23 protein-coding genes, 2 tRNA genes and 3 pseudogenes are annotated in these 26,903 nt (G+C 44.6%); 9 read left to right on the forward strand and 19 right to left on the reverse strand.

Annotated elements, in window-relative coordinates:
- Window positions 1-11: 11 nt before the first annotated feature.
- From uvrY to MADE_RS10540, 6 genes and pseudogenes are all read right to left on the reverse strand, one after another.
- Entirely contained in the window at window positions 12-656 is a 645-nt protein-coding gene (gene uvrY / locus MADE_RS10515) for a UvrY/SirA/GacA family response regulator transcription factor (protein ID WP_015067302.1), read from the reverse strand.
- Window positions 657-1,074: 418 nt separating this feature from the next.
- Entirely contained in the window at window positions 1,075-2,625 is a 1,551-nt protein-coding gene (locus MADE_RS10520) for an aminotransferase class I/II-fold pyridoxal phosphate-dependent enzyme (RefSeq protein WP_023559725.1), read from the reverse strand.
- Window positions 2,626-2,744: 119 nt separating this feature from the next.
- Window positions 2,745-4,857 (reverse strand): annotated as a pseudogene (ovoA, locus tag MADE_RS10525) (5-histidylcysteine sulfoxide synthase).
- A gap of 542 nt (window positions 4,858-5,399) precedes the next feature.
- Window positions 5,400-5,491, reverse strand: a tRNA-Ser gene (locus MADE_RS10530).
- A gap of 143 nt (window positions 5,492-5,634) precedes the next feature.
- On the reverse strand, window positions 5,635-6,495 hold the full coding sequence (locus MADE_RS10535) for a DODA-type extradiol aromatic ring-opening family dioxygenase (RefSeq protein WP_012518588.1): 861 nt from the start codon (window positions 6,493-6,495) through the stop codon (window positions 5,635-5,637).
- Window positions 6,496-6,506: 11 nt separating this feature from the next.
- A complete protein-coding gene (locus MADE_RS10540) occupies window positions 6,507-6,962 on the reverse strand; it encodes a DoxX family protein (RefSeq protein WP_012518589.1) in 456 nt (151 codons plus the stop codon).
- A 192-nt stretch (window positions 6,963-7,154) separates the two neighbouring features.
- On the opposite strand from MADE_RS10540, the gene MADE_RS10545 reads away from it, so the two are divergent.
- Entirely contained in the window at window positions 7,155-8,060 is a 906-nt protein-coding gene (locus tag MADE_RS10545; protein WP_012518590.1) for a LysR family transcriptional regulator, read from the forward strand.
- A gap of 48 nt (window positions 8,061-8,108) precedes the next feature.
- Here MADE_RS10545 and MADE_RS10550 read toward each other — a convergent pair whose 3' ends face one another.
- Together MADE_RS10550 and MADE_RS10555 are read right to left on the reverse strand one after the other, a co-directional pair.
- On the reverse strand, window positions 8,109-9,575 hold the full coding sequence (locus MADE_RS10550; RefSeq protein ID WP_012518591.1) for a DUF3360 family protein: 1,467 nt from the start codon (window positions 9,573-9,575) through the stop codon (window positions 8,109-8,111).
- Window positions 9,576-9,717: 142 nt separating this feature from the next.
- A tRNA-Ser gene (locus MADE_RS10555) sits at window positions 9,718-9,809 on the reverse strand.
- Between the two features lie 239 nt (window positions 9,810-10,048).
- Between MADE_RS10555 and MADE_RS10560 the strand changes: the two genes are divergently transcribed.
- The 7 genes from MADE_RS10560 (at window position 10,049) to MADE_RS10585 (ending at window position 13,004) form a co-directional block, all read left to right on the forward strand.
- Window positions 10,049-10,714, forward strand: coding sequence for a Bax inhibitor-1/YccA family protein (locus MADE_RS10560; protein ID WP_015067308.1), 666 nt, complete (start codon window positions 10,049-10,051; stop codon window positions 10,712-10,714).
- A 55-nt stretch (window positions 10,715-10,769) separates the two neighbouring features.
- A complete protein-coding gene (locus tag MADE_RS20925; RefSeq protein ID WP_232363056.1) occupies window positions 10,770-10,922 on the forward strand; it encodes a hypothetical protein in 153 nt (50 codons plus the stop codon).
- The gene (locus tag MADE_RS10565; RefSeq protein WP_232363057.1) at window positions 10,900-11,157 is read left to right on the forward strand and encodes a DsrE family protein; all 258 of its coding nucleotides are present in this window, start codon (window positions 10,900-10,902) and stop codon (window positions 11,155-11,157) included. The genes MADE_RS20925 and MADE_RS10565 overlap by 23 nt, the downstream gene beginning before the upstream one ends.
- Window positions 11,157-11,525 carry a DsrE family protein gene (locus MADE_RS10570; protein ID WP_012518594.1) on the forward strand — a complete coding sequence of 123 codons (369 nt, stop codon included), beginning with the start codon at window positions 11,157-11,159 and terminating at the stop codon, window positions 11,523-11,525. The genes MADE_RS10565 and MADE_RS10570 overlap by 1 nt, the downstream gene beginning before the upstream one ends.
- Entirely contained in the window at window positions 11,525-11,869 is a 345-nt protein-coding gene (locus MADE_RS10575; protein ID WP_012518595.1) for a hypothetical protein, read from the forward strand. Before MADE_RS10570 ends, MADE_RS10575 begins: the two co-directional genes overlap by 1 nt.
- Window positions 11,866-12,213 carry a TusE/DsrC/DsvC family sulfur relay protein gene (locus MADE_RS10580; RefSeq protein ID WP_012518596.1) on the forward strand — a complete coding sequence of 116 codons (348 nt, stop codon included), beginning with the start codon at window positions 11,866-11,868 and terminating at the stop codon, window positions 12,211-12,213. Before MADE_RS10575 ends, MADE_RS10580 begins: the two co-directional genes overlap by 4 nt.
- 353 nt (window positions 12,214-12,566) lie before the next feature.
- Window positions 12,567-13,004 (forward strand): host attachment protein, encoded by a 438-nt coding sequence (locus MADE_RS10585; RefSeq protein WP_020746042.1) that lies wholly within the window; start codon window positions 12,567-12,569, stop codon window positions 13,002-13,004.
- A 76-nt stretch (window positions 13,005-13,080) separates the two neighbouring features.
- Here MADE_RS10585 and MADE_RS10590 read toward each other — a convergent pair whose 3' ends face one another.
- From MADE_RS10590 to lrp, 10 genes and pseudogenes are all read right to left on the reverse strand, one after another.
- Window positions 13,081-13,827: an SOS response-associated peptidase family protein gene (locus MADE_RS10590; RefSeq protein WP_012518598.1), complete on the reverse strand. Its 747-nt coding sequence runs from the start codon at window positions 13,825-13,827 to the stop codon at window positions 13,081-13,083.
- Between the two features lie 110 nt (window positions 13,828-13,937).
- Window positions 13,938-16,568 (reverse strand): TonB-dependent receptor domain-containing protein, encoded by a 2,631-nt coding sequence (locus MADE_RS10595; protein WP_335334134.1) that lies wholly within the window; start codon window positions 16,566-16,568, stop codon window positions 13,938-13,940.
- A gap of 81 nt (window positions 16,569-16,649) precedes the next feature.
- Window positions 16,650-16,838 (reverse strand): hypothetical protein, encoded by a 189-nt coding sequence (locus tag MADE_RS20930; RefSeq protein WP_023559726.1) that lies wholly within the window; start codon window positions 16,836-16,838, stop codon window positions 16,650-16,652.
- 499 nt (window positions 16,839-17,337) lie between these two features.
- The gene (gene serS, locus MADE_RS10600; RefSeq protein ID WP_012518600.1) at window positions 17,338-18,630 is read right to left on the reverse strand and encodes a serine--tRNA ligase; all 1,293 of its coding nucleotides are present in this window, start codon (window positions 18,628-18,630) and stop codon (window positions 17,338-17,340) included.
- Between the two features lie 10 nt (window positions 18,631-18,640).
- Entirely contained in the window at window positions 18,641-19,024 is a 384-nt protein-coding gene (crcB, locus tag MADE_RS10605; protein WP_012518601.1) for a fluoride efflux transporter CrcB, read from the reverse strand.
- A gap of 102 nt (window positions 19,025-19,126) precedes the next feature.
- Window positions 19,127-20,434 (reverse strand): replication-associated recombination protein A, encoded by a 1,308-nt coding sequence (locus tag MADE_RS10610; protein WP_015067316.1) that lies wholly within the window; start codon window positions 20,432-20,434, stop codon window positions 19,127-19,129.
- Entirely contained in the window at window positions 20,421-21,179 is a 759-nt protein-coding gene (gene lolA / locus MADE_RS10615; protein ID WP_015067317.1) for an outer membrane lipoprotein periplasmic chaperone LolA, read from the reverse strand. Before lolA ends, MADE_RS10610 begins: the two co-directional genes overlap by 14 nt.
- 16 nt (window positions 21,180-21,195) lie before the next feature.
- Window positions 21,196-21,399 (reverse strand): annotated as a pseudogene (locus MADE_RS21205) (DNA translocase FtsK); the annotation flags it as partial.
- A 74-nt stretch (window positions 21,400-21,473) separates the two neighbouring features.
- Window positions 21,474-23,957 (reverse strand): annotated as a pseudogene (locus tag MADE_RS21210) (DNA translocase FtsK); the annotation flags it as partial.
- Between the two features lie 261 nt (window positions 23,958-24,218).
- On the reverse strand, window positions 24,219-24,704 hold the full coding sequence (gene lrp / locus MADE_RS10625) for a leucine-responsive transcriptional regulator Lrp (protein ID WP_015067319.1): 486 nt from the start codon (window positions 24,702-24,704) through the stop codon (window positions 24,219-24,221).
- Window positions 24,705-24,890: 186 nt separating this feature from the next.
- Between lrp and ald the strand changes: the two genes are divergently transcribed.
- A complete protein-coding gene (gene ald / locus MADE_RS10630; protein ID WP_023559727.1) occupies window positions 24,891-26,024 on the forward strand; it encodes an alanine dehydrogenase in 1,134 nt (377 codons plus the stop codon).
- 174 nt (window positions 26,025-26,198) lie between these two features.
- Here the strand turns inward: ald and pyrF are convergent, their stop codons facing one another.
- Window positions 26,199-26,897 carry an orotidine-5'-phosphate decarboxylase gene (gene pyrF / locus MADE_RS10635; RefSeq protein WP_012518606.1) on the reverse strand — a complete coding sequence of 233 codons (699 nt, stop codon included), beginning with the start codon at window positions 26,895-26,897 and terminating at the stop codon, window positions 26,199-26,201.
- Window positions 26,898-26,903: the final 6 nt, after the last annotated feature.

Below are 26,903 nucleotides of genomic sequence, written 5' to 3' on the forward strand. Positions count from 1 at the left end.
TCTAGCGACGCTTAAAAGGTGTTAGGATTGATAAGTTTATGACGATAGGCTAAATGCGTTAACTCTACGTCAGAATTCACGCCTAACTTTTGAAACATTCTATAACGATAGGTGTTAACCGTTTTAGAGTTAATACTAAGCTCGCGAGCGATATCAGGCACTTTGTGCCCTTCGGTTAATCGCATTGCTATGGTAAGTTCTCTACTCGATAAATCGTCAAATGGATTATCTGAACTGGGCAATAACTTGCCAATAGCAATACTATTGGCAACTTCGCTATCAAGGTATTTCTGTCCTGCCGCTACTTTACGAATGGCAAGAATTACCTCTTTGGGTTCAGCGTCTTTGGAGAGAAACCCATACGCGCCCGCGTCCATCACTTGCATAGGAATGGGGCTTTCTTTGTGCATAGAAACACAAATCACCCGAGTGTTTTCAGACATACGAACAATTCTTTTCGTTGCCTCTAACCCGCCTATCCCGGGCATATTCACGTCCATGAGTACCACATCTGGGGCATTTTTACGGCACTTCTGTACCGCGTCTTCACCGTTTTTCGCTTCTGCGAGAATCGTGAAGTCTTCCACATCTTCCAGTATCCGGCGTATCCCTGTTCTGACCAAGTCGTGGTCGTCTGCTAGGATTATTTTTATCACTCTAGTATCTCACTGACTTCATTTTTACTTTCGACGGGATTTAAACCCGGCAACTTTTATAACTGCGCATCTTAAACAGCTTTAAATCTTAACCAAGTCATCATACCACGAGATAAGCATACGTGAAGTGAAGTTACACATTTTGAAATAAATTATTGATCTAGATTACTTTTAGCCAGTTAAATTGGTAAATCAAACCAGAGTCTACCAACCCTCTTTCATTTGCCAGCCTGAAATAAATCATTACGTTCTCTTCGCATAACACTATTAGTAAGCCATAGCGCTAAAAGCTCAATACATCTTCTAGAAACTAGGGCTTACGCTCTTAACCTTATCTTAATTCCATTTATTCGAAATAAAATGTCATAAAATTGAGTTTTTCTTTCTAATAAAAAGAATAAAGGCGGAGAAATGAGCGTTACTTAAATTGAGGAATAAAGCATAGGCGCAATAATGCTTCCTCAATTAATGCTGGATGGCAGGCAATATTGAGCCGAATGTGATCTGGTGCACCGAAAGGCGCACCGTCATTACCAATTACGCCTCGTTCAATACAGTCTTCAACGGTTCTAGCGGGAGAGTAATACAATGGAAGCGAACGCTTGATTGACGCGGGCTTGTCGTTTGAGGTTTGAGGGTATTGGCCCCGTGTATGGTTATTGGTGACGGTTTCATAAGAATCCATAGACGACGATAACGAAGAGTGAGAACACGTTGCGTTAAAGGTTTTTAGATCTAACCACAGAAAATAACCCGCACGTCCCATCGTAAATTTAACCGAAATACCGTAGTGTTGAAAAAAGCGTTTAACCAGCTTTCTATTAAAACTTAGCGCCGCCTTTACCTCGTCCAACCAAGTGCTACCTTCACTGTAGGCAGCAATTAGTGCAATTTTGCCTAGATTGCTGGCATTAAGGTGCTTAGCACTAATGGCTTCTGCAAACGTTTCTCTGGTTTGTTTATCTTTTATCACCGCATAAGAAGCACCCGGAATACTGGCTAAGTTAAATGCCTTTGAAACGCTGTTCAAATGAATCGCCCTCGGTAAAACAGAGGGCTTTTTATATTTTTCCGTTTGAGAGTCGAGCTTATTGACCTCGCCTTGATTGTCTAGGCCAAACATTGAAATAATCGTAGGCTCATCTGCCGAGTTAAAGGCAAATTCACTGTGCACTTCGTCTGTTATCAACAAAATGTTGTGCTGCAAGCAAAACTCAAAAACCGCTTGCTGCTCAACGCGCGATAATACAGTGCCAGTTGGATTATTAGGATGGCATATAACAAAGGCTGTCGCAGACTTATCAAGCGAAGATAAATCAATACTGCTTCTCGCAGCGCGTTCAGTATTATCGCCGCTACAACCTTGAGCATGTGAATCATCTTTGACTAAGCTTTGACATCGACTAACGTCATCAAGGTCTGCCTTGGGTGATGACAGAGATTCTGTACATCGAATATAAACAGGCTTTAAGCCATTGCGCTTGATGGATGATGTCAGTGGCTCGTAGGTAGGCGTCAGTACCATTACCTTATCACCTGACTGGCAAAACGTGCGAAGGGCCACATCGACAGCACTAATCACGCTCGCCACATCCACTATGTCTGTGTTTTCAACTTTGTAATTATAATTAGGGGATCTGCTGCGTTCATACCAAGTTGCAACCGCATCACCAATATCACAGGACTGATAACCATAGGTACTGCGTAGATTATTGCTAACGGCACTGATTATATAAGCACAAGGTGGAATATCCATATCGGCAATCCACATTGCGATAGGACTTAGTTCAGAAAACGTGGTTTGTGTATGATGACTTGAGGGAATGTTGAACCGGCGTAGTATGGCAGAATACTTTAATCGCGTTTTGTCACGTCTCAGATGAGATGGTGAATGCCATACATCCTTGTAAGGCATAAATTCATGTTGTAACGACGAAAACAAAGAAAGTTGTTGTAACTCCAGGTCCACGCTTTCACTGCCCTTCTCGGTTGTATCTAGTGAGGTTGTGAGTAAATAAGCTGAGCCAATCCCGTTTTATTCGTTCCTTGTCTCAGCCTTTCACGACACATTTCAATTTTTTTGCTGTATTAGTCTAGCTTTTCAAACACATTAAACTCAGATAACGTGTGCTGATATTTACGTTTAGTCTCGCGAATAACAAACGGAATCTCAGTAGGCTCTCCTACGCGTTTGAATCCATTACCCAATGCGTCTTCTAATGCTTGGGTTGAACTTAAGGTCTCACCGTTCTCATCTTTATAGCCGCCTAGCCATTCGCTTCGTTCGGTGTACTCTTCAAGCCAAGTGAAAGGGCTAGCTACAATCAGCAAACCACCCTTGTTGAGGCGCATGGCCATGTCGCTTAACACTTTTCTAGGGCTGTATACTCTATCAATTAGATTGCCCATAAAAATAAGATCGTACCCAGTAAACTGAGGCTTTAAGTTACACGCATCGCCTTGAGCAAATGTAACCTTATCCTTAGTCTGATCAAGACCTAAGGCCGAGAGTTTGCGCGCTTTGAAAGACGTTAACTCGCCTTCTTCAATTAAATGGTAGCGAATTTCGCCGCGCTCTTGCATATCAAACGCCGTTTTAATGAAACGCGCAGAGAAATCGATACCATCTACATGATCAAAATGCGTAGCCAGTTCAAAGGTAGAGCGGCCTACCGCACAACCTAAGTCTAAAGCCTTAGTATGCTTACGCCCCTGCATTGCGTTAATACAGAACTGAGCGCTTGCCTTTGCAAAGTTAGAAACGCCGTAGTATTCGTCGCCGTAGTGGAATTCGCTGTACTGCGATATTTGTGTATCGCTCTCATAGTCAAAGTCGTTCACTGCTATTACTCGCTTTCCTTGTACATATCTAAAACCGGCATGCTGAAAGAAATGGCGTCTAAATGCATAGCGACTATCTTTCATTGCCTCGTTACCAGCAGAAACCCAGCTACCGCCTTTGATGAGGTTATGTTTATTGTCGTACGTAGGTGTAGTAAAGTCATCATACAGGGGGTGAACTTTAAAGCCATCGAACGGGTAAATAGGCGTTTCAGTCCATTGCCAAACGTTACCGACTACATCAAAAAAAAANCCCTGTCTGGTTTACGTTAACAGGTTCGCTAGACGCATACTTTTGCAGCGCTATATTAAATTCGCTGCCATAAACCGCTTGATAAACCCCAGCATACTGGCGTAGCGCTAACCATTCATTTTCGGTAGGTAAGCGAATAAGCTCACCAGTTTGCTCACTTTTATAATTACAAAAGGCTTTTGCCTCGTGGTAATTAACATCTACCGGCCAGTCTAGTGGAAGTGGATGTTCTTCAAGCATACTTCGATACTTATACCCATCACCCTGTTTAATCCAAAACACTGGGTGCTGGGCTTGGGTGTACTCACGCCACTTATTGCCTTCACCTTCCCAGTACTTTGCGTTTTCATACCCACCTGCTTTGACGAAAGTTAGGAACTCACCGTTACTTACAAGGAATTGTGACGCACTAAATTCACTTACTGACTCCTGTTGAAGGCCGTATTCATTGTCCCAGCCATAGTATTCACTATCCCAAGGTTTATCATTCACAACGTGTTGTGCAGAGACGGGAACAAGTGTATTACTTTCTAATTCCTCTACATTTGTTTTGAAATCGGTACACACAGGCCAATCAGAATGGGAGCGCACCGAGGTAATGGGTAACTGTCTTATCAGTACAGAAGAGGTTTCTAAGTGGATCCGTTCATGTTCTATACCCATAATTACGGGCCACATAGGGCTTTCCCAATCAATAGGCATACTGAACGGCATAGTATCAATGAGATCGCAAACTAAGATGCGTACTTGATTTCGATATTGACGCACCTCTTCAACCTGTGGCCAATCGTAATTTTCATCGTTTAAGTCATCCCAACTCATTTCGTCCACACCTATGGCGAACAAAGACTCGAACTTAGGGTTTATCCGCTCATTAATGGCCTTTGACAACACAAGTTTGTTGATGAAAAACGTTGCAGTATGGCCGAAATAAAAAATCAGAGGGTGACGAAGTTTTTCAGGGCGTTGATAGAATACCTCGTCGCTTTTAAGACAGGAAAAAAGTGACTCATAGGTATTAAAAGAATCGAGGAAATAATTTTTTATTTCCTCTCTTTTTTGCTCGACTGATCCTTCCCTAAGATTTAGCGTGGGCAAAGCCTGCATAATGTCCTCTCATATTATTTTTATGTACTACCAACTGCACAATAATAGTATTGCATTAAAAGAAGCAGGAATACCCCAATAAAGCAGCGTTAATTCAGTTGATTGTTACTCTATTTATTTGTAGCAGCTTTTTGTGAACAAAGCGCGACATACAGAGATTTTTCGTGGAATGTTCTCTCATTACAAAATAGAGACCACTTGAGATCATAAAAAATTTCAGCGTACACCTCGCCTAACCCAATTGACGCGGTGTCCAGTCGATTTATCTTGAAGCAAAATAAAACGCAACGGGGGGAGCTTAACTTCACTTTTTAGAGGCTTAATTGAATCCATAAAAAAAACCGCAACATGTGCGGNTTTTTCGTATTTGGCGGAGAGTGAGGGATGTGCTCGGGTACGTCCTGTACCCGACCCTTCGGGCGCCTGCGGCGGCACAAATCGCTCCCGACGATTGGTCGAACAACGGGGGCTCTCACCCTCACTTTATAAAGGTTTTATTTGACCCATAAAAAAACCCGCAACATGTGCGGGTTTTTCATATTTGGCGGAGAGTGAGGGATTCGAACCCCCGGTGGGTTTGACCCCACGTCTGATTTCAAGTCAGGTGCATTAAACCGGGCTCTGCCAACTCTCCTGAAGTGCTGCGTATCTTAATGATTTAACCGAAGGTGTAAAGCACTTATTTTCGTAACACGGTTCAACCGAACAATTGATAAGCAATGTGTTTAAAATTTAATTCACTGTCGTCAATTTTTCGCCTGAGTAATGCCATATGCCTTACCCTTTCCACAAAAACATACTCGCTGGCTTGGTTAACAATGTAAGTGAAAATGCGTTATCTACCGCTTTGTTATTTGCCCCATAACAAACATGTAGTGGCAATAAATGCTCTTCTTTGGGGTGAGCATACTGTGCCTCAGGCCCGGTAAACCATTCAACAAGCCTGGATTTACGTTCAACTTCACTATATGCGCTGGAGCGCATCGTGGTCTGTAACCAATTGTTGAAACGCGTAGCCTTATGCAATGCCTCTTCAGAGCTATCGAAAAAGCCGTGCATATTGTGAAACGACGAACCAGAACCCAATATCAGAACATGTTCGAAAGCGCCGATGTTATCAATAATCTCTTTTAGCGCTTTGCCTAAAGAAATGTGAAATTGCGCATCGCGCCTTTTGTTTGAGCCAGTAACTAAAGAGACTTGTACGCAAGGAATATCGGCCGCGGGGTACATTATACTAAGTGGAATGAACATGCCGTGGTCAAATCCGCGTGTCCGCTCGGCTTTCGCGGTTATTCCCCTTGTGTTCAAACCGTTAACTATATTATTTGCAAATTCAGCATTACCTTTTGCCGGATATTTAAGTGAATAAGCCTGCTCCGGAAAGCCATAATAATCGTAAATTAAATCTGGTTTGGGGCCGGCAGTTACTTTAACCACAGCTTCTTCCCAATGTGCACTTATAACAATGATCACATCGGGTTTTGCTATCTCCTGAGGTAACGTTATAAGGGTCTCAATCATTTCCGTGTGATAGCGAGTTTGCATTTCCCCCTCTTGCGACTGTATCTCTAGCAGTGGAAGTGGGCCTCCACCATGAGAGATATACGCCGTTGAAATTCGGGTAGGCCCAGTCATTATTGTGGTCCTTATGCTTTAGAAAAATACGTTTTACTAATTAATGAGTCGACAGAGAATTTTCCGCCCCCTTGAACGACTAGTGCAACGGTTACGGCAAGTAGTGAAAGCGCAAACTCATAGCCATTGTTGCTCATAAACAAACCGTTTGAAGCGTGCACGCTGAAAATAGCCACTACCATAGTAAAAGCACTGACTAATGCAGCAGGTCGTGTGAGAAAACCAATTAGAAGCGCTAATCCCCCGAAGAACTCTGCGCTACCCGCTAAAAGCGCCATTAAAAAGCCCGGTGCTAACCCAATACTCTCCATCCACTGCCCTGTTCCTTCCAGGCCGTAACCCCCAAACCATGCAAATAGTTTCTGTGCACCGTGCGCCGCTAAAATAATGCCCACAGGCACCCGCAATACAAGGCTTGCCACACTATTGGTTGATGTAAAAATGGTTTTTAACAGCGTATTGTTCATTGTCGTTTCCTCTCTTGTGTTTACGTTAATGATGTTGGAGCACCTCAGTTTCAAAACAGACGTGATTAGTGCTAAACACGCCAACTTCAACTGCGCTTACCGTTACCGCATAGAATAGTTACCAACAGTCGTTGAATAAAGAATGGAAATATTGAATTATTACCAACACTGCATTGGAAATAGAGAAGAAAAATGGATAGATTGACCCTGTTAAAAACGTTTGTGGTAGTCGCAAATGAAGGCAGCTTTACTAAAGCCGCGGTACGCTTAGATACATCGAACCAGCTTGTAAGCAAATATGTTGCACAGCTTGAAAAGCACTTAGATACTAGGCTGTTTAATAGAACAACCCGAAAAATTCATCTTACAGAGGCGGGGCGTCAGTGTTTGCAACACGCAAACCATATTCTTGAAAGCATTAATGATATGGAAAGCCAGCTAGGCCTTTTTAACACGCAGGCCAAAGGTACTTTACATGTCAGTGCGCCCGTATCCTTTTCTACTTTACATTTAGCAGGGGCAATAGGGGCTTTTCAACACGCTCACCCACATGTATCGATTAACTTGCAGCTTAACGACCGCAAGATTGATGTGATTGACGAAGGGTTTGACGTTGCAATACGCGCCGGTCATCTTGCCAGCTCTAGCTTAGTGGCTAAAAAGATCACCACTATTAATTTAGCGCTATGCGTGTCACCCGCATACCTTAAAAAGTATGGTCGTCCCTTACACCCAAGCGACTTAAAGCCCGAGCACTATTTAGAATACTCGTATGTAAATTATGACAATAATCAGTCAGAACTTATTGCTGCGTTAAAAGCTAACGCCCAAAAGTCGCCTCCAAAGCTCACCGCAAATAATGGAGAGGTGCTGACAAATGTGGCTAAGCAAGGTGAAGGCTATGTGCTTCAACCTACCTTTATAGTTGGCGAAGCTTTAAAAAAAGGAGAGCTAGTTTCTATACTTGACGAGTATATTCCTCAGTCTATCGCTCTGTATGCGGTATACCCACACCGAAAATTAATATCAAATAAGCTGCGGGTTTTTATCGACTTTCTTTGCAACTACTTTGAAGACACTCCTTTTTGGGATAGGTAAGCGCGGCGTATATCAACGCCACGCTCCACAGATTTTTAATAGAACGTCTTAAAGCCTAAACGTCTCCATAATGGCAGGTACCCCCGGGAACATACCAATAAGCGCCATAACGGTGCACAACACCAAGAAAGTGATACCTGGAATAATCCAGCGCCCCGCTTTTCCAAGATCACCGGCCCTATCTTTACAACCGACCAAACCTAAGTTATCTAACAACATAGTGAATGACCACCCAAATACTGGGTTTACCAATACCGAAGAGATAACCACTAAAGCGGCTGACTGGGTTGTTTTACCCTCGCGGGTCATCTGCATGCCTGCCTCCATTAATGGCAAAAACACACCCACAATTAATGCAACGCACAATACCGGTGGCCAAACAGCCAAGTCCATAGGGTAGCCCCAAAGTGCCGCAACAACACACAACAGCCCGGTAACTAATGCGCCACCAGGAATGGGTCTACGTGCGATGGATGCTGGAATAATATAGGTCCCCCACGACGATGAAATATTCCCCCCGCCAAGTAAGCTACCGACGGCCTGACGGCTAGACGCCGCGATCATGGTGTCATCGATGTTCATATGTGCTCGTTCACTTTTCTTAGGGTAACTAAGCTTTTGGAAAACTTGATGCCCTAAAAAGTCTGGCGACCACATAGATACTGCCAACACCGCAAATGGAAGGACGGCGATAAAGTGAGACCAATCCGGCAGCCCCAGTTGCCATCCCGTATTTTCGCCCCACCAATATGCAGGGTTTAAATTTGGCATGCCAGGCGATGTACTAAACTCGAAGGGTGCACCAAAAGAAAACGCAATCACCGCTGCCATCACTGCACCTAAAGGAATTGCCAGCCAACGCTTTTGAATGTGCTCTAACCATGCATACATTAAAATTGTTGCGATAATTACCACAAAAGCCAAATACGCCATATCGAAGCTTTCAGCCCAGGCGAAGAGTTTTTTCACCTGCCCCGTTATGCCGATGAAGCCTAAATACAGTAATAACCCACCACATACACCGTTACTCGTGAGCTTGGCCAGAATACTACCGCCTTTTGTAATACCAAGAATAAATCCGAACAGACCGATGAGGAGCCCCAGCGCCATTGGGTGACCGCCTGAAGCGACGATGAGCGGTACTAGGGGTAAAAGCGGCCCGTGTGTGCCAGCCAGATTAGCCGAAGGGTTGAGAAAGCCAGAAATAAGCACCACAAATAAAACCGCAGCGATAAGAAGCTCAAAGCGCACGTTTTCAATAACAAATTCTGGTGATAACCCCAGAGGCGCAGCAAACGCGCCTACTACAGCGGCCACCATAACAATTTTACCTATGGTGGCTGCCATGCCCGGAACAAAATCTTCCCACTCAACGCGATAGTCTTTACCCGGCAAATTTAAACGCCAACGTTTTGGAGAAATGATTTGTAATTCGTGATTTAAATAGTCTTCTCGAGATGAGAATTCACTGCTTGATTTGTGAAGTTTTTGATAAGAGGAACTTTCTTGTGACACATAACACCTTTAGATTGCGCGAAGAAAACGCAAGCCTAAACATGTGAATGGAATGTAACAATGCGACTGTGGTCTTATACGAAAGTCTAAATTTACAAAGAGGCATAAAAAAACCCGCAACAATGTGCGGGCTTTTCGTATTTGGCGGAGAGTGAGGGATTCGAACCCCCGGTGGGTTTGACCCCACGTCTGATTTCAAGTCAGGTGCATTAAACCGGGCTCTGCCAACTCTCCTGAAGTGCTGCGTATCTTAATGATATTTTAATGACTGTAAAGCGAAAAATGAAAAAAATTGTTTAAGTGCTGAGATTTCAATCAAATAGCGTGTTTCGCCCGTATAAAAGATGTTTTTGTATTCACCTGACACCATTTTCATCTGAAACTACTTGAAAATGGGAACTAAAACCCATACAACATACACTAAATAATTGTGTACCATTTTGGTCATATCATAAGTCCTGTTGGAGGAAACAATGGATCAACGTTCGATGTATTCAAGTGCATCTCAACCATCGGTATTGCAGACGAACAAGGTTCTACGCAACACCTATATGCTGCTTGCGATGACACTAGCGTTTAGTGCGGTTTGTGCTGGTATAGCAATGGCAGTAGGCATTTCTCCTATGATGTCTCTTGTTATGACTATCGGCGCTTTTATTACCCTATTTGTAGTTCAGAAAAAGGCTGATTCAGCGTCTGGCATCTACTGGGTGTTTGCATTCACCGGTTTGATGGGGGCGTCACTTGGTTACACCTTGCAATATTACCTTGCATTTGGTGGCCCAGGCTTAATTATGGAAGCGCTAGGTGCAACAGCCCTTGTGTTCTTCGCCCTATCTGGCTACGCCCTAACCACTAAGAAAGACTTCTCGTTTATGGGCGGCTTCTTGGTTGTAGGTTTAGTTGTAGTGCTTGTTGCGGCAATTGCGAACATCTTCTTCGCGGTTCCAGCGGTAAGCTTAGCAATTAGTGCAGCGATTGTGTTTATAATGTCAGGTTTCATCTTGTTTGATACAAGCCGTATCATTCACGGTGGTGAAACAAACTACATTCGCGCTACAGTTTCGCTATACTTAAACATATACAACTTATTCACCTCTATTCTTCACCTTCTAGGTGCGTTTGGCGGCGACGATTAATTTGGCGTTTAAGGTTTGAGAACAAACACCCCTTAACTGGGGTGTTTTTATTTATATGGCAGAATATTCAATACTTATTACTTCATCACCGTTTGAAGGCGACACGGCTCTGCGCGCCCTCGCCTTCATACAAGGCGTGATAGATAACGGCGACGTAGTTAACAACGTCTTCTTTTACAGCGAAGGTGTACACCATTGTACAGTTTGATGTTGAAACCGGGGATGAACTGTTTGCTTATGACGGCTGGAAGGCCCTTGCTGCCGATCATAACGTAAATCTTATGGTGTGCATCACAGCCGCCGTCAAGCGCGGTATTGTCAGTGAAATGGAAGCGAAAGAAAACGGCATAGCACAGGCAAATTTAACTACTCCCTTTGAGCAAGCTGGCTTAGGCGAGTTTTTTACTGCCCTTCACGAGTGCAATAGGCTGGTGCAATTCTGATGGCAAAGTTACTTATTAGGTTTACACAAAGCCCATTTTCCAATGCGAAAAGCCAAGACGGTTTAGATTTTGCGCTAGCTGCAACAAACTATGGGCACGAGGTAAAAGTGCTCTTTGAAAACCAAGGTGTACTGCAGCTGGTTAAGGCCACGTCTACAAAAGGGCTGAAAAACCACACCAAACGTTTAGCCAGTATGCCATTTTTCGATATCGAAGAATGCTTTGTGTGTAAAGCAAGTGCAGATACCTACGACATAGACCAGGTTCTTGCTAATACAAGTTTAATTGACGAGCTAGATTGTGAGTGGATAACCTCAGAAGAAAAAGTTGCGCTTATACAAAGCGTTGACCATGTGGTGACATTCTAATGCTGATTACTATTACAACGCCAAATTTGAGCAGCGCTGATAAACAGCTGCTAATAGCAACCTTAAAGCAAGCCCCTTATGCTTGTGTTGTATTCGTTGGTGATGGTGTTTACGCCCCAGCGTTAAACACTGCGTTTTTTGAACAACTCGCCAATACGGTAAAAGACACGGTAACAGATACGGTGAAAGGCGCGGTAAAAATCAAATCAACACCTAACCTGTCGTTTGTCAGTACGGATGCGGCTACTAGGGGCGCAAATCTGCCTGAATTTATTAATCCAATTTCCTACAAGGAACTCGCTGCCATATCAGCAAAAAATAAGCACTGGATACCCCTTTTATGATACAAGAAACCTATAGCTTTAATTATAAAGGGAACGAGATCCCTACAGACAAAGCCGGGTATTTACTCGACTATACCCTTTGGGAAGAAGGTATGGTTGACTTACTGGCGCAAGAAGAGAACATTGAACTAACCGAAGCCCACTGGGAAGTGGTGCGTTTCGTGCGCGCATTCTATGAAGAATACGAAACCAGCCCAGCGATTCGTGCCTTGGTGAAAGCCATGGCCAATAAGTTTGGACCGGAAAAAGGTAATAGTCGTTATCTTCAACGATTATTTAAAAAAGGCCCGGCTAAGCAAGCCACAAAATTGGCTGGATTACCAAAACCTGCGAAATGCTTGTAAAGGCGATTACGCATTATATTTAAAGCGCTAGCGCCCCTCTGCTGGCGTTTTTTCTTTCGCACATTCCATAAAATTACTTTCTCCTCTCATCACAGGCATATCAACATGGGTCAAACCCACCTACTAGCCTTCTACTAAAGGTACTCGTTAAATTGCTGCTCGGGTTGAAACCTGATTCAAGGTAGCTATTAGAAGTGCCACCCTATTGTCAATTGTTTTAGCCTTGGTGTTGATATTGCAACAACCTCTTTACATTAGCGTTTTATCTCGGGTTTCAGGCATATTTTTCATACTTGCCTTTTGCCGAACACCATAAACGTGAATGTTTTACATAAATGGACATAGGAGGCTGTATGACAGTTCAGAAACACTACGTAATTGTGGCCAACCACGACAACGCCACAGCTTACACCTATACCAACCACGGAAGCGCACTTGTTGAAGTAAAGAAATGGCACAATGAGTTTAGCGGAGCAAGCGATCAAGATATTTATACGGATAAACCCGGTAGGCAATCGGCTCCCGCTTCGCAAGTGCCAGGTGTCGATAGCATGAATCGAAAAGATGCCGCTGAACTTGAAGATGAACGATTTGCCAGTGACATTGCTGACTGGCTAGATGGCGAGCGTAAACGAGGTGCGCTAGGCTCTATAGATATTATTAGTGGGCCAGGATTTCTAGGGAAACTAAGAAACGGAATGTCATCTCAATGTTCAGAAGTCGTCGACAAAGAAGTGAAAAAGAATGTTTTAGGTGCGGATGAGGAAACCTTGCTTTCCTACCTTAAATAAAACGTTCTTTGGTACACCTATGATTACAGGCGGCGGTCGTTAATGCCGCCTTAATTTTATTCGCTTGTCAGTTAAGTTAGAGGTTTTCGTCAGCCTTTAACATATTAGCTTCAGCGATTGCCTCAGCCTTTAACATATTAGCTTCACCGATTGCCTCAGCACTTTTAAACGTCTTTACTCGCGTGACTTCAAAGTCGGTATAAATACGAGGGTTATTCAAAATATACTCTACCTCATTATTTAATGGGCCTTGTGTGTCAGCGGTTAGCCACGCATTAATAGCGTGACTATCATGAGGAAGAAAGCAAGGGATGGATTTCTCGTGATATTGGCTAAAGCCATCCATGGGCGGGCGCGTCACTACTGCACAGGAAAACAGCCCATTGCTAAATCGCCGGTACACCGCGCCAATAAGCAATGCTCCGCTAGTGGGCTTCATTAAATAATGCGCTTTTCCTTTTCCAAGTGGGTTTGACTCCCCTACCGCTGTTGCCACTACTACTGCTCGTCGCTCTCGAATAAACTTTCCCCAATAAGGGCTATCTAAGTTACGAGCATTAAAAGTTGTCCTATCGCCAATCTCTAACGTGTCGCCAATGGGCTTGGCATCAAACCACCATGTAGCATCTATGGTGCTATCCTCAGACATAATTAAATTGGTAATTTGTCGTTCAGACGCTTTGCCAAATGCTGGGTAGAAGTTAATAACGTTGCTTGAGGATGATTCGTTGACAAAAAGCGGAATGGTTTGTGTTAGCCCTACTTCTTCAAGTAGCGCTATAACATCTGGTGAGTCAGTAATACGTTGAATAAATCCGCACATAAAGAACGCTAGCGAGAGTCTGAATTGACTCTAAAGTACAGAAATATTGAGGGAAGTAAAAGAAAAAGAGCCATCACATAAAAGTGATGGCTCATAGTTTTTAGCAGTATTTATTCGAAGCGAACAGTAATTCCTGCATTCAATCTACGACCTAGTAGATCATATAGTGGATTGAACGTGTAGCCAGGTGGTACTTTATTGAACGCGTTTCTTAAGCCCACATATACATCAACATTTTCGTTGTATGTGTATTCAATGCTAAAGTCATGCGTCCAAATACTTCCAACAAATGCTGGAGATACGTCTTCAGGCGAATCAGCACCGGGTGAAACGTCAAATAACGCAGAGCGGTCTATAAAACGGCTCGTATAGTTGAAGTTCCACTCATCAAGACGATAGTCAACAATTGTTCTTAATTGATATTCAGGATCGCCTACCTCACCCACTTCTACGTTAATCTCATCTGGACGGTCTTGGAACGCATACTCTTCAAGTTCGTTTACTTTGTTACCTTGAAGGTTTAAACGTAGCTCCCCAGGTAGTCCTAAATCACCAAGTTCAGTAGTATAGCGAACCTGAAACTCAACGCCCGACGTTTTAAGTGCCGAAGCATTGATAAAGCCTGAACGTACAACTTCCACGTCGTTGTTTTCGTCACGGTCAATCTGCGAGCAGAATCCTGCGTCAGGGCCACCCGTCGCATCAACACAGTTATCTAGGATATCCTGTGCACCAACTTCTGTGATCGCATCTTCAATTTCAATGTCATAGAAATCAAGTGTTACGGAGAAGTTTTCTAAGAACTCTGGCGTCCAAACTACACCAACCGTTTTTGATTCACTACTTTCAGAGAATAGATCAGGATTACCGCCTGATACCGTTTCGATACTTACGTTATCATTTGCTTCAAAGCCAGCAGGAATACCGAGAGCTAGACAGTTCGCCGCGCGATCTGGATCATCATTAATGTTATCGGCATCACACGGGTCGTTGATATTTGCGAAACCTGGTGATTGAGGAGAAAATGCCTCGTCCACGTTAGGCGCACGAACAGCTTCACCTACCGTACCGCGAATACGTACATCTTCAATTGGCGCCCACATAAAGCCTACTTGCCATGCATCTGCACTACCCGCGTGTGAATAGTCTGCTGTACGATATGCCGCATCAAGTGACAGCTCTTTTGCCAGCATAACGTCACTAAGAAGAGGTAAGCGAAGCTCAACGAAAAACTCACTTACATCATATCCACCGAAGGAATTTGGTGTAGCAGCGTTAGTAAATACGCCTTGTTGCGTTAATTCATCGGTAGTTGTTTCAACTTCTTCTTCACGATATTCATAGCCCAAAGCGATACCCAGCGGGCCACCAGGAAGTTCAAACCATTCAGCAGAATCAAATGCCAGTGTTCCACCAATCATTTCTTGAGTGATTTCATCTTCGCGCTGCACATCACCAGCGATGAAGTCTGCAGAAGCTGCGCTTGCTTGACCGAAACCAAATGGATTAAACGGTGCACAGTTTTCTGGGTTTACTAACGCTGGGTCCTCGTAGTCATCACCCTGAAGTTCTGGAACCTGGCTACGACACGCTGCTTGACCAGTTTCAGGGTCAATTACAGAATCAAGCGCCGCTAGGAAGTTTGTAGGAATTAAGTCGTTTAATGTACGACGCACGTTCGACACTTCGCCTCGCGTGTAATAAACGTCGTAGTCGAACTCGGTGTCGCTTAGTGAGAAATACCCTTCAAAGCCACCGATGAAGCGGAAGAGTTCACGGTCGTTAGACGCTGTTCGATTACCAATGTCAGTAAAGAAGCGTGACATTTCTACCACAGATTGGCCGCCATCAAGAAGACGTGAGCGCGTAGAATCATCTAAGAATGCATTGTCTTCGACATCTACAAAAACACCGCCAAAACGGAAAGAAGGCTGGAATTGCTGCTCAATCTTCTTATCTACGTGTTTAACATCACCATAAAATCGTACGTTGTCGGTAATGTCATAGCGGAACGTACTTGCTAACGTAACTGTTTCTTGGTCAGGGATGTAGTTAACATAGTCTTCACCGAAGAAGACTGTGTCATAACGCTGGTCAAAACTACCAAACGCAAAGCTATTCGTTTCTAGACGAGATACTTGGTCCATAGGTGTGCCGTCTGGCATAAACGTAATTCTAGGGCCACCACCAAATGGGTTGATAACGCCGAACTGGTTAATCATCTCTGAACCAACAAACGGAACACGCAGTCTATCTGCGATTCCATCGTTTTCACCTGTATCTGCAGGGTTTACAATCGTCCCCCACGCGGCAGCCTGTTGAAGATCAGGCTCCATAACTTGGTTTATGTTGTTCTTTTCTGCAAAGAAGGTGATGTTACCTCTGCCGTCGTCAGTCGTGTGACCGTATAGGGCACTAAAGTTGTTAGTTCTGTTACCAACACCTTCGAGATCGGTAGTACCATCAAACCTAAACTCTAGGCCTTCATAGTCATCTCTTAGGATAACGTTAATAACACCCGATACCGCATCAGAACCATAAATAGCCGATGCGCCACCAGTAATAACTTCAATCCGTTCGATCATAGCGGCGGGGATTGAGCCTGTATCTACCGCGTTTGAAAATGGTGAGCCCGCTACGTGGCGTTTGCCGTTAACAAGCGTTAGCGTTCGGTTTTCGCCAAGAGAGCGTAAATCTGGCGAACTCAGTCCAGCATTGGCATTACTATTGTTGTTACCAATTAGGGTTGAGCCTGCAGCATTGCAGGAAGTTCAGCAGATACTACCTAAGTCGGAGTACCGAAGCGCTTTATTCTTCTGCACTTACTGAAACGATTGGTGCTGGCGTTGAAGCTCTGCACGTTTAATGCGTGACCCAGTTACTTTAATTTTTTCGACGGCTTCTTCATCTGGTGCATTTTCTTGTGCCATTGCTGGATAGGCAAGTGATCCTACAAGACCAATCAACGCCGCATTTCGCAACGCATTGGTAATAAGGTTTTTTTTAAACATGTGTGTTCCCTGGAATTTTGTTGAGGAAACGGAAATTCCAAGATGGACATTTTCCTTATCCCCAAACGCAATTGTTGATTCATTAATCAATGTTTTTAAGGCGCGTATGAAATTTGATATTTCATTTTTGTTACGCGGCAAGTAACATTATCCAATTGGATTAGATATGTAAAGAAATGTCAGTAGTGACATTAGTGCATGAAAAATATGAGAATTTTGCTAAAAAACAAACCGTATTTACAATTTGAAACAACTTTCCTTAATTTAAATATCTTTTATAAGCTTTTGAATATATAGGATATATTTTGCTTATTAGTTGTTTTGGCAGAATTCTTAAGACTCTATTGACGAATAGTATTAAATATTATACGGGTTAGGGAGGTAAGATGACCGACACCTTTCTTAGGTGCCGGTAATACGTTTGATATCATCTGCTTGGCTGTTTGGACGTCTACAGATTACAAGTGGGGGCTAATGAACGCTTCGTCAATCAAGCGCTCTACGCCTTAATCACTTCCTGACCAGCCATGTAAGGCACAAGCGCTTTAGGTACAGTAACACTACCGTCTGCCTGTTGGTTATTCTCTAAAATAGCAACAAGTGTACGCCCTACTGCCAAACCAGAACCGTTCAGTGTGTGTAGCAGTTCAGGTTTATTGGTTTCAGGGTTGCGGAACCTTGCCTGCATACGTCGCGCTTGGAAATCCAGCATGTTTGAGCATGAAGAGATTTCGCGGTAAGTATTCTGTGCAGGTAGCCATACTTCAAGATCATAGGTTTTACATGCACCAAAGCCCATGTCACCCGTACATAGCAACACTTTGCGGTAAGGTAGCTCTAGCTTTTGCAGAATAACTTCCGCATGGCCAGTAAGCGCTTCTAGCGCGTCGAAGCTATCTTCTGGCTTAACTAGCTGTACTAGTTCTACCTTGTCGAATTGATGCTGACGAATGAGACCACGGGTGTCACGACCGTACGAACCCGCTTCTGAGCGGAAGCACGGTGTGTGTGCCGTCATTTTCACAGGCAGCGTTTTAGCATCTAAAATTTCATCACGGGCGATGTTTGTTAGCGGTACTTCCGCCGTTGGAATTAGACTTAGCCCCTGCCCCTCTTCCGTTGCTGGCTTAGTGTGGAATAGATCCTCACCAAACTTAGGCAACTGACCTGTACCGTATAGGCTGTCGGCATTGACAAGATAAGGCACGTACATTTCCTGATAGCCATGCTCTTGAGTATGGGTATCTAGCATGAACTGAGCAAGCGCACGGTTTAAACGAGCAATATCGCCACGCATTACCACAAAGCGGCTGCCTGTTAGCTTACTCGCGGTCGCGAAATCTAGGCCGTTGTTTAAGCCTTCAGCTACGTCTACGTGATCTTTTACTTCAAAATCAAACGTACGCGGCTCACCCCAACGGGAAATTTCAACGTTGTCGTCTTCGTCTTTCCCTTCTGGTACCGACTCATGCGGCAAATTAGGAATGCCTTGCGTAAGGGTATTAATTTCTTCTAACAGTTCGCTAAGCTCTGCTTTAGCGGCATCAAGCTCGTCGCCAAGTTTACCCACTTCAGCTAAAAGCGGCGCAATATCTTCACCCTGCGCTTTTGCCTTACCAATGGATTTACTTCGTACATTACGCTCGTTTTGCAGATCCTGTGTTCTGGACTGAAGTGTTTTTCTTTTTTCTTCAAGCGAACTGAAAGCTGCTACGTCGAGGTTAAAACCACGGGCAGCTAATCGCTTAGCTGTTTGTTCTATATCGCTTCGCAAACACTTTGGATCTAACATGTGTTTCTAATTATCCTTTCATTAATTCAATGGCCAGCCACCCAGCTAGCAAGCAGGCGCCAACGTTAAGAAATACATTCGCTGCCGCTTTAAGCCACAGCTCGTTTTCTAATAAAGTTAAGGTTTCAACGGAAAATGTTGAGAATGTGGTAAAGGCCCCTAAAAGCCCAACGCCGATAAGTGCACGGTATGGAGAGTCGCTCAAGTCATAGCGTTCAATAACACCGTAAAGTAACGCAAGTGCAAACGACCCCACCACATTCACCGTTAGTGTACCAAACGGCATGTGTTTTCCAAATAAGGAATCAACACTTGTAGTAACAAAATAACGTAAACATGCGCCGGTCGCCCCGCCAGCGGCAATAAAACAGTACAAAGCTAACCCTTGAGGCACGAATAACTCCCTAGCGCATTTTTTTAAAGTGAGTTGTTTGTTGAAGTGACCCTTTTTGACTAATACACGTTTTAGCGATAAGTCACTGTACAGGTTTGCACTTTACCTTTTATTGTGACTTCTCGCATTAAGTGTGTCGAGAAATTCTCGTTTGGCCTTAAGGGCTTTTTCTAATCCGCGATCATTGGGGTTATAAAGCCGCGTTCCTTCAAGACTTTCCGGAAAGTAAGACTCTCCCGCCGCAAACGCATTGGGTTCATTGTGCGCATAACGATAGCCATCACCGTGGCCTAACTCTTTCATAAGTGACGTGGGCGCATTACGTAAATGCATGGGAACTGGGGCATCGGAGGTTTTGCGCGCTAGTGCTTTGGCTTCATTAAACGCCATATACACTGCATTACTTTTTGCTGCCAATGCACAATATACTGCTGCTTGTGCGATAGCACGCTCACCCTCTGCGGGCCCCACGCGGTGAAATGTATCCCACGCGTTTATACAAAGCTGCATGGCCCTTGGGTCTGCGTTTCCAATATCTTCTGAGGCAATGGCAAGTAGACGTCTTCCGACGTAAAGCGCATCACCGCCGCCGTCTAATATTCTCGCATACCAATACAAAGCTGCATCTGGGTCTGAGCCTCTTACCGACTTATGGAAAGCGGAGATTAAATCGTAAAAGGTATCGCCTTTATTGTCGTAACTGGCAACTTTCTCGCCTACCGCATGCTCGATATCGCTAACGGTAATTTCGTTAGCACTTGTGAAGTCAGCGGCCAGTTCTAAATAAGTAAGAAGGCGCCGGGCATCACCACCGCTTAAATCTATAAGGGCGTTTCTTGCTATATCATCAATACCAAGGGCTCTGTCGCCAAGACCTTTTTCGGTATCACTTAATGCTCTATCGACTAATTCAGAAAGCGCGTGTTGTTCAAGTGTTTGTAGCACATAAACACGTACTCGAGATAAAAGCGCTTTATTTAATTCGAACGACGGGTTTTCTGTGGTTGCGCCAATAAAGGTGACCACCCCAGACTCTACAAAGGGAAGAAAGGCATCTTGTTGGCTTTTATTAAACCTGTGAACTTCGTCTACAAATAAAAGGGTTCGCTGGTTATACCTTGCGTTGTCTTCAGCCTTATCCATGGCGGCTCTGATGTCTTTTACGCCAGACGTAACGGCGGAAATGCGCAAGACAGAGGCATTGGTGTACTGAGCTATGAGTTCTGCAAGGGTGGTTTTTCCAGTGCCGGGCGGCCCCCACAAAATCATTGAATGACAGTGGCCCGCTTCGAGCATTTTGCGAAGGGGTTTACCCTTGCCTAGCAAATGGTCTTGCCCGCTGTACTGCTCTATGGTGATAGGGCGCATACGCGCCGCTAACGGCGCAAATTCTTGATTAACGCTGGTCATCAACTATGTAGCTATCTGGTATTTCAACAGAAAAAGTATCAGCGGCAACAGGAAAGCGAGTTTCAATATTATTAAACACTAAGGTGCTGATTTGCTGTTGCGCGTCTAGCATATTAAGCGAAGCGAGCTCATTATCTTGATTGAAGGTTAAAGTAAGCGTGACAATTTGACCGCCTTCCTCTTTAGGCGTTATCTGATAACTGCGTAATACCCCTTTACTACCCGCACCTTCAGATAGCGATGCGCTTTTTAATTCGCTAATCGAAAATTTAGCCCACGTTGCTTCATCGGTCGCGGTTAGCAAAACAATGGGGTTATCTTTAACAGCATTGTCTTGTGAAAGCACGGTGACCTGCTCTACAAAGGTGTCTACATTCCAAACCGCTTCACCATCGGCAACTAATAAAGTTTCGTCAGGGAACGTGGTTTCCCAGCGCAACTTATTGGGGCGCGTCATTGTTAGCGTGCCTTGCGCTTCGTGCACTACGTTTTGCTGGGCATCGACTACGGTTTGCTCGAAGCCTGCGCGAAATTGTTTCATTTTACCAAGTAAAGCCTGTAGCGATGCTCTGGCCGAACTTTTTAACTCAAGGTTAATGCTTGGGCTTTGCGCGCTTTGTGAAGCGCTTGCCATCTGAGTAGTGGTGCTCGACGCTGTGTTTTGCGCAACGGCACTTTTAACACTAAGCCCAATACTAAGCGTTGTTAGCGCACCTACTAAATAAACCGAAACTGCTTTATTCATTTATTCAATCCGTTTGTTAATCTTTGTGGGGAGGCGGTGCGAGTACCTCGCGATTACCGTTGTGCCCCTGTGCACTTACGACCCCACTCATTTCCATTTGTTCAACTAATCGCGCAGCGCGGTTGTAACCAATTCTAAATTTACGCTGTACGCTAGACACGCTTGCACGGCGCGTTTCGGTTACAAATGCAACAGCCTCGTCATAGAAAGCATCAAACTCTTGGTCTTCGCCTTCTGGCTGCTCACCCGGCAGAAGTACTTCGGCAGATGCCTCGCCATTTAGAATTTCTTCGATATACTCTGGCTCGCCACGTTTTTGCCAATCGGCAACCACAGCGTGTACTTCGTGTCATCCACAAACGCACCGTGAACTCGCGTTGGCACTGGGCTTCCCGGTGGCAAATATAGCATGTCACCCATACCTAACAAGGTTTCAGCACCCTGTTGGTCTAATATGGTTCTAGAGTCGATTTTACTTGAAACCTGGAAGGCACAACGAGTTGGAATGTTTGCTTTAATCAGGCCGGTAATAACGTCAACAGAAGGACGCTGTGTAGCTAAAATAAGGTGAATGCCCGCCGCTCGGGCTTTCTGTGCAATACGCGCAATCAGTTCTTCTACCTTTTTACCCACAATCATCATCATGTCGGCAAATTCATCGACCACCACAACAATCGCCGGAAGCTTGGCTAAATCAGGCGCTTCTGCGTCCATACTTTCTTCATTCTTCCAAAGCGGATCTTTTATGGGCGTGCCGTTAGCAATCGCCTCTTCAACTTTGGCGTTGTAACCTTTTAGGTTACGCACACCAAGTGCGCTCATTAAGCGATAGCGGCGCTCCATCTCCCCTACACACCATCGCAGCGCATTTGCCGCTTCTTTCATGTCGGTAACTACTTCGGCAAGCAAATGAGGGATACCTTCGTAAACAGAAAGCTCGAGCATTTTCGGGTCGATCATGATCATACGAACATCTTCAGGCGTGCTCTTATACAGTAGGCTTAAGATCATAACATTGACCCCAACCGACTTACCTGAACCAGTGGTTCCCGCAACTAATAAGTGGGGCATCTTAGCTAAATCAACCACCACAGGCTTACCTGAGATATCAGAACCTAACACCATCGTCAGCGGCGACTTATTCGCTTGGAACGTATCACAGCTTATGACTTCACTTAAGCGGACCATTTCCCGCTTTTTGTTTGGCAGCTCTAAACCAATCACCGATTTACCAGGAATAACTTCTACCACACGCACAGAAATGGCTGACATTGCTCGGGCCAAATCTTTCGAAAGCCCGGTAATCTTGCTTACTTTTACCCCAGGCGCTAAATCCAATTCGAAGCGGGTAATAACCGGGCCGGGGTAAACGCCCACCACCGTTGCTTCAATGTTGAAGTCAGCAAGCTTTTCTTCAACAAGGCGAGAAATACCCTCTATTTCCTCTGGCGTAAGGGGGTTTTCATGCTTATCAGCGCGTTCGAGTAAGTCGAAGGAAGGCATAGGTGGAAGGTTGGTATCAACGTGACTACCTTTTGCTTTTACAGGCTTTGCCCCTAGAGCCGCCGGTGCAAATTCATTAGCATTCTGGCTTGGTGCAGGTGTCGACGGTACTTGCTGAGGCTCATTTATATCAGCTGCAGTCGTCACGTTATTTGAAGACGCTGCAGGCTTGCTACCTGTTTCATAAGGCAAGTCTTCGTCAAACTCTTCTAATTCATCGAAGTTAATATGTGGGCTCTGCTGTGCACCTTGTTGAGCGTCAGCACTATCAGTGCTTTCAGGCTCTTGCTCGGGCTCTGGGGTAGACTTACCGAAACCTACTTTATCTTTTAGGCTACCAGATACAGCGTCGCGCATACCAGATAGTGAAAATGCAGACTTTTTACTTTCTGGCTGTTCCTCTTCCTTTGCTTGTTCCTGTGTTGGCTTATTCGACGTGCTGTCTGAACCGTCACTATTAACGGGCGTATCGTAGGTATAAAAAGGCGGTTCGTCTTCAACGGTATCAATGCCGAACGTTGGCTCGTTTCGCACCGGGGCGTTTTCTTTGACCGGCGAAGATTTACCCTCGTTGGAGGCTAAGGGTTCAGCACGCATACTGGTTATATCCAGTTCCGCACTATCACTTCGCTCGTTTTGACTTGCTGATTTGTTCGAAAGCGCTAAGCGCGGCATTTCCAGAGCAAGTAAATTTTGCGGTGCGGCAAGGGTTTTACGACCCAGCCACAATGTACCTTCACCTAATCTATCGATTATAGTGAGCCAGCTTATACCCGTTAGTAGTGTAAAGCCGGTACAGAAAAAGCATAGCAGCAATAATATGGTACCTGCCGTATTAAAATACGGGACTAAAGCTGAGCTGATAACGTCGCCGACAAAGCCCCCGGCAGAAAAATTGTATATATCATCGAAGTTAATACTTGCGATACCAGTTGCACCTAGGGCCATCAATAAACCGCCGATAATACGAAGGCCAATGGTAAGATAGTCGAATTCGTCGAGCTCTTTGATATGTTGGAACAAGAACCAACCTAGAAAAGCTGAACCAAAAGGTAGCAAATACGCAAGAAAACCAAATGAAAAGAGTAGCAAGTCGGCTACCCACGCCCCGGTTGCACCAACCCAGTTGTGAACGTCTAATTGTAATCCCGCTTGACTCCAACCTGGGTCGCCCGGATGAAAAGATGCTAGTGCCAGCAATAAGAAGAAGGCGAAAACACAGGCGATAATCATGCCTGCTTCCCACACTCGCTGAACCCCTGTTAATCGCGCCATAACCCTAAAAAACCTTCAATTTCTATCGCATTTACTTTTAAAAGCAATTGCGCTAAACGCAGCAAAGAGCTTAGCGAACCCCTTGCTATCCCTACATAGTTATTATTTATCTACTTTTGGTAAGTGACTGAGTACACAGTTAAATATGTTTCCTTGCCCCCTACCCTTTCACTTGTGCTAATCACTTTTCCCTTGATTAAACACAAACACTGTATTTTTGCACAGCCTACCACAAAACCACATGATTGAGCCATGCTTTCATTACTTCAAATTAATGCGTAAAGACGACGTACTTTTCACTTCTTCCATAACCACATACGTACGCGACTCACTTACCCCCGGTAAGCGCAATAACGTATCGCCCAACAATTTTCGATAGCTCCCCATATCAGCAACGCGCGCTTTTAGTAGAAAATCGAAGTCACCCGATACCAAATGACACTCTTGTATATCGTCGTGTTGTTTCACCGCAGCAGAAAATTCTGCAAAGATATCGACCGAGGTTTTCGTTAATGTTATCTCTACAAATACCAGCATGGCAGCACCTAGCATTTCAGGATTAACCACCGCGTGATAGCCTTTAATGTAGCCTTGTGCCTCTAATCGCTTCACTCTTTCAAGACAAGGGCTTGGGCTTAAACCTACTTCTTTAGCCAGTTCTACGTTAGAAATACGGCCGTTTTTTTGCAGCTGCACCAGGATATTCCTGTCTATTCGGTCAAGGTGTTTAGGGGTCTTTACCAACATATTATGTTTCTTAATATTGCAATTTTACCAAATTATATTTCAAGCACGCTCAATTTTCAGCAGATAGTTCGTTTTTTTATGCCGTATACTCAGCGTAATTATTTATAGGTCTAGGCGACCTTCAATCGCTAAAACTAAGTTCAACCAGAGCCACTTAGAAGCTCATTATATAACTGAGGACTATACATGTTAGTTGGTGTACCAAAAGAGATTAAAAACCACGAATATCGTGTTGGCCTAACGCCAGCAGCTGTAAAAGAGTTCGTTAGCCATGGTCATAGCGTTTTGGTAGAAACCAACGCCGGTGATGCCATTGGTTTCACTGATGAAATGTATGTAGAAGCAGGCGCTGCTATTGCATCTACCGCAGAACAAGTGTTTGCTGAAGCAGAAATGATTGTGAAAGTAAAAGAGCCACAGCCTAATGAATGTAAGATGCTTCGAAAAGGCCAAACGCTTTACACGTACCTTCACCTTGCGCCAGATCCAATGCAAACCCAACTTCTTGTTGAATCAGGTGCGACCTGTATTGCTTATGAAACTGTGACTGACGATCGCAATGGCCTGCCGTTACTTGCGCCTATGAGTGAAGTTGCTGGCCGTATGTCAGTACAAGCGGGCGCGCATTACTTAGAAAAAGCGCACGGCGGAAGCGGTACGCTACTTGGTGGCGTACCAGGTGTTGCACCAGGTAAAGTATTGGTAATTGGTGGCGGTGTTGTAGGTACAAACGCGGCTAAGATGGCGCTAGGCCTTGGTGCAGACGTCACTATTTTGGACCGTTCACTTCCTCGCCTACGTCAACTCGACGATATCTTCAACGGCCAAGTTAAAACGGTTTACTCAACGGTTGATGCTATCGAGCACTACTCTTCAAAAGCTGATCTTGTTGTCGGCGCAGTACTTATTCCAGGTGCAGCTGCACCCAAGCTTCTTACTCGTGAGCAAATTAAAGCGATGAAGCCTGGCTCTGTGCTTGTAGATGTTGCCATTGACCAAGGGGGCTGTTTTGAGACGTCTAAGGCCACTACGCACCAAGACCCAGTTTACATTGTAGATGATGTTGTTCACTACTGTGTAGCGAACATGCCAGGCGGCGTAGCGCGTACTTCTACAATGGCACTTAACAATGCGACCCTGCCATTCGGCTTAGCCCTTGCTAACAAAGGCCCAGCGAAAGCGATGCTAGAAGATAAACACCTGCTTAACGGCCTAAATGTTCACGAAGGTAAAGTAACCTATAAAGCCGTTGTTGACGCACTTGGTGAAGAGCTAGGTCTAACCTACACACCTGCTGACGTTGCGCTTAAAGGCGAGTAAGCCAAAAAAGTAACACGTTAAATTTATAAAAAAGCTCGGACAGTGAAGACTCGTCCGAGCTTTTTTGTTTCAGCCTGCAGTTTTGTATTTAGATACGTTATCAACAAAGCCGTGCTTGTAAACGCACCGCTAATCTAGCTCTAGCGCACTAAACATACCAATACATTGACGGTATCAGCCATTAAGCGAGGCGTTCACCGCTTTTAAAACCGCAATGGGGTCTTCTGCTTTCGTGATGGGCCGCCCCATTACCAAATAGCTCACGCCCGCTTTCATTGCATCAGGAGGTGTCATAACACGTTTTTGGTCGCCAGCGTCAGCGCCTACAGGGCGAATACCTGGCGTAACTAATAGAAAGTCGTCGCTATGTTTTTCACGCAACGCGCTGGCTTCTTGCGCTGAACAAACAATGCCGTCTAGCCCTGCTTTTTCTGTCAGTGCCGCCAAGCGCAGTACTTGTTGTTCTGGTGTTACGCCGCTTACCACATCCGCCAATTGCGCATTATCCATGCTGGTAAGTACGGTAACCGCAATAAGCTTAGTTTGAGGATTACTGCTTGTTGCAATGGCTTCTTTCGCCGCTTGCATCATAGGTAGACCGCCAGAAGCATGTACGTTTACCATCCACACACCAAGTTCCGCAGCGGCTTTACACGCTTTTGCCACAGTATTAGGTATATCGTGAAATTTAAGGTCCAGAAATACATCAAAGCCTTTTGCAATAAGCGCTTTTACGAATTCTGGGCCAAACAACGTGAACATCTCTTTGCCCACTTTTAGCTTGCATAAGCTTGGGTCTAATTTATCTACAAACGCTAATGCAGTGTCTTTATTGTCATAGTCTAAAGCAACAATAACGCGTGGGTCATGCATGTTCTG

The sequence above is a fragment of the Alteromonas mediterranea DE genome (assembly GCF_000020585.3).
GTDB classification, from domain to species: domain Bacteria; phylum Pseudomonadota; class Gammaproteobacteria; order Enterobacterales; family Alteromonadaceae; genus Alteromonas; species Alteromonas mediterranea.

Coding starts and splice junctions, on each gene's coding strand:
- lolA (WP_015067317.1), bottom strand. CDS start 21,179: ATGAATAAAGCAGTTTCGGTTTATTTAGTAGGTGCGCTAACAACGCTT.
- ald (WP_023559727.1), top strand. CDS start 24,891: ATGTTAGTTGGTGTACCAAAAGAGATTAAAAACCACGAATATCGTGTT.
- MADE_RS10570 (WP_012518594.1), top strand. CDS start 11,157: ATGGCAAAGTTACTTATTAGGTTTACACAAAGCCCATTTTCCAATGCG.
- MADE_RS10575 (WP_012518595.1), top strand. CDS start 11,525: ATGCTGATTACTATTACAACGCCAAATTTGAGCAGCGCTGATAAACAG.
- MADE_RS10545 (WP_012518590.1), top strand. CDS start 7,155: ATGGATAGATTGACCCTGTTAAAAACGTTTGTGGTAGTCGCAAATGAA.
- MADE_RS10580 (WP_012518596.1), top strand. CDS start 11,866: ATGATACAAGAAACCTATAGCTTTAATTATAAAGGGAACGAGATCCCT.
- MADE_RS10540 (WP_012518589.1), bottom strand. CDS start 6,962: ATGAACAATACGCTGTTAAAAACCATTTTTACATCAACCAATAGTGTG.
- MADE_RS10585 (WP_020746042.1), top strand. CDS start 12,567: ATGACAGTTCAGAAACACTACGTAATTGTGGCCAACCACGACAACGCC.
- serS (WP_012518600.1), bottom strand. CDS start 18,630: ATGTTAGATCCAAAGTGTTTGCGAAGCGATATAGAACAAACAGCTAAG.
- pyrF (WP_012518606.1), bottom strand. CDS start 26,897: ATGCATGACCCACGCGTTATTGTTGCTTTAGACTATGACAATAAAGAC.
- MADE_RS20925 (WP_232363056.1), top strand. CDS start 10,770: ATGGCAGAATATTCAATACTTATTACTTCATCACCGTTTGAAGGCGAC.
- MADE_RS10590 (WP_012518598.1), bottom strand. CDS start 13,827: ATGTGCGGATTTATTCAACGTATTACTGACTCACCAGATGTTATAGCG.
- MADE_RS10560 (WP_015067308.1), top strand. CDS start 10,049: ATGGATCAACGTTCGATGTATTCAAGTGCATCTCAACCATCGGTATTG.
- MADE_RS10535 (WP_012518588.1), bottom strand. CDS start 6,495: ATGACTGGGCCTACCCGAATTTCAACGGCGTATATCTCTCATGGTGGA.
- MADE_RS20930 (WP_023559726.1), bottom strand. CDS start 16,838: ATGTTTAAAAAAAACCTTATTACCAATGCGTTGCGAAATGCGGCGTTG.
- lrp (WP_015067319.1), bottom strand. CDS start 24,704: ATGTTGGTAAAGACCCCTAAACACCTTGACCGAATAGACAGGAATATC.
- MADE_RS10610 (WP_015067316.1), bottom strand. CDS start 20,434: ATGACCAGCGTTAATCAAGAATTTGCGCCGTTAGCGGCGCGTATGCGC.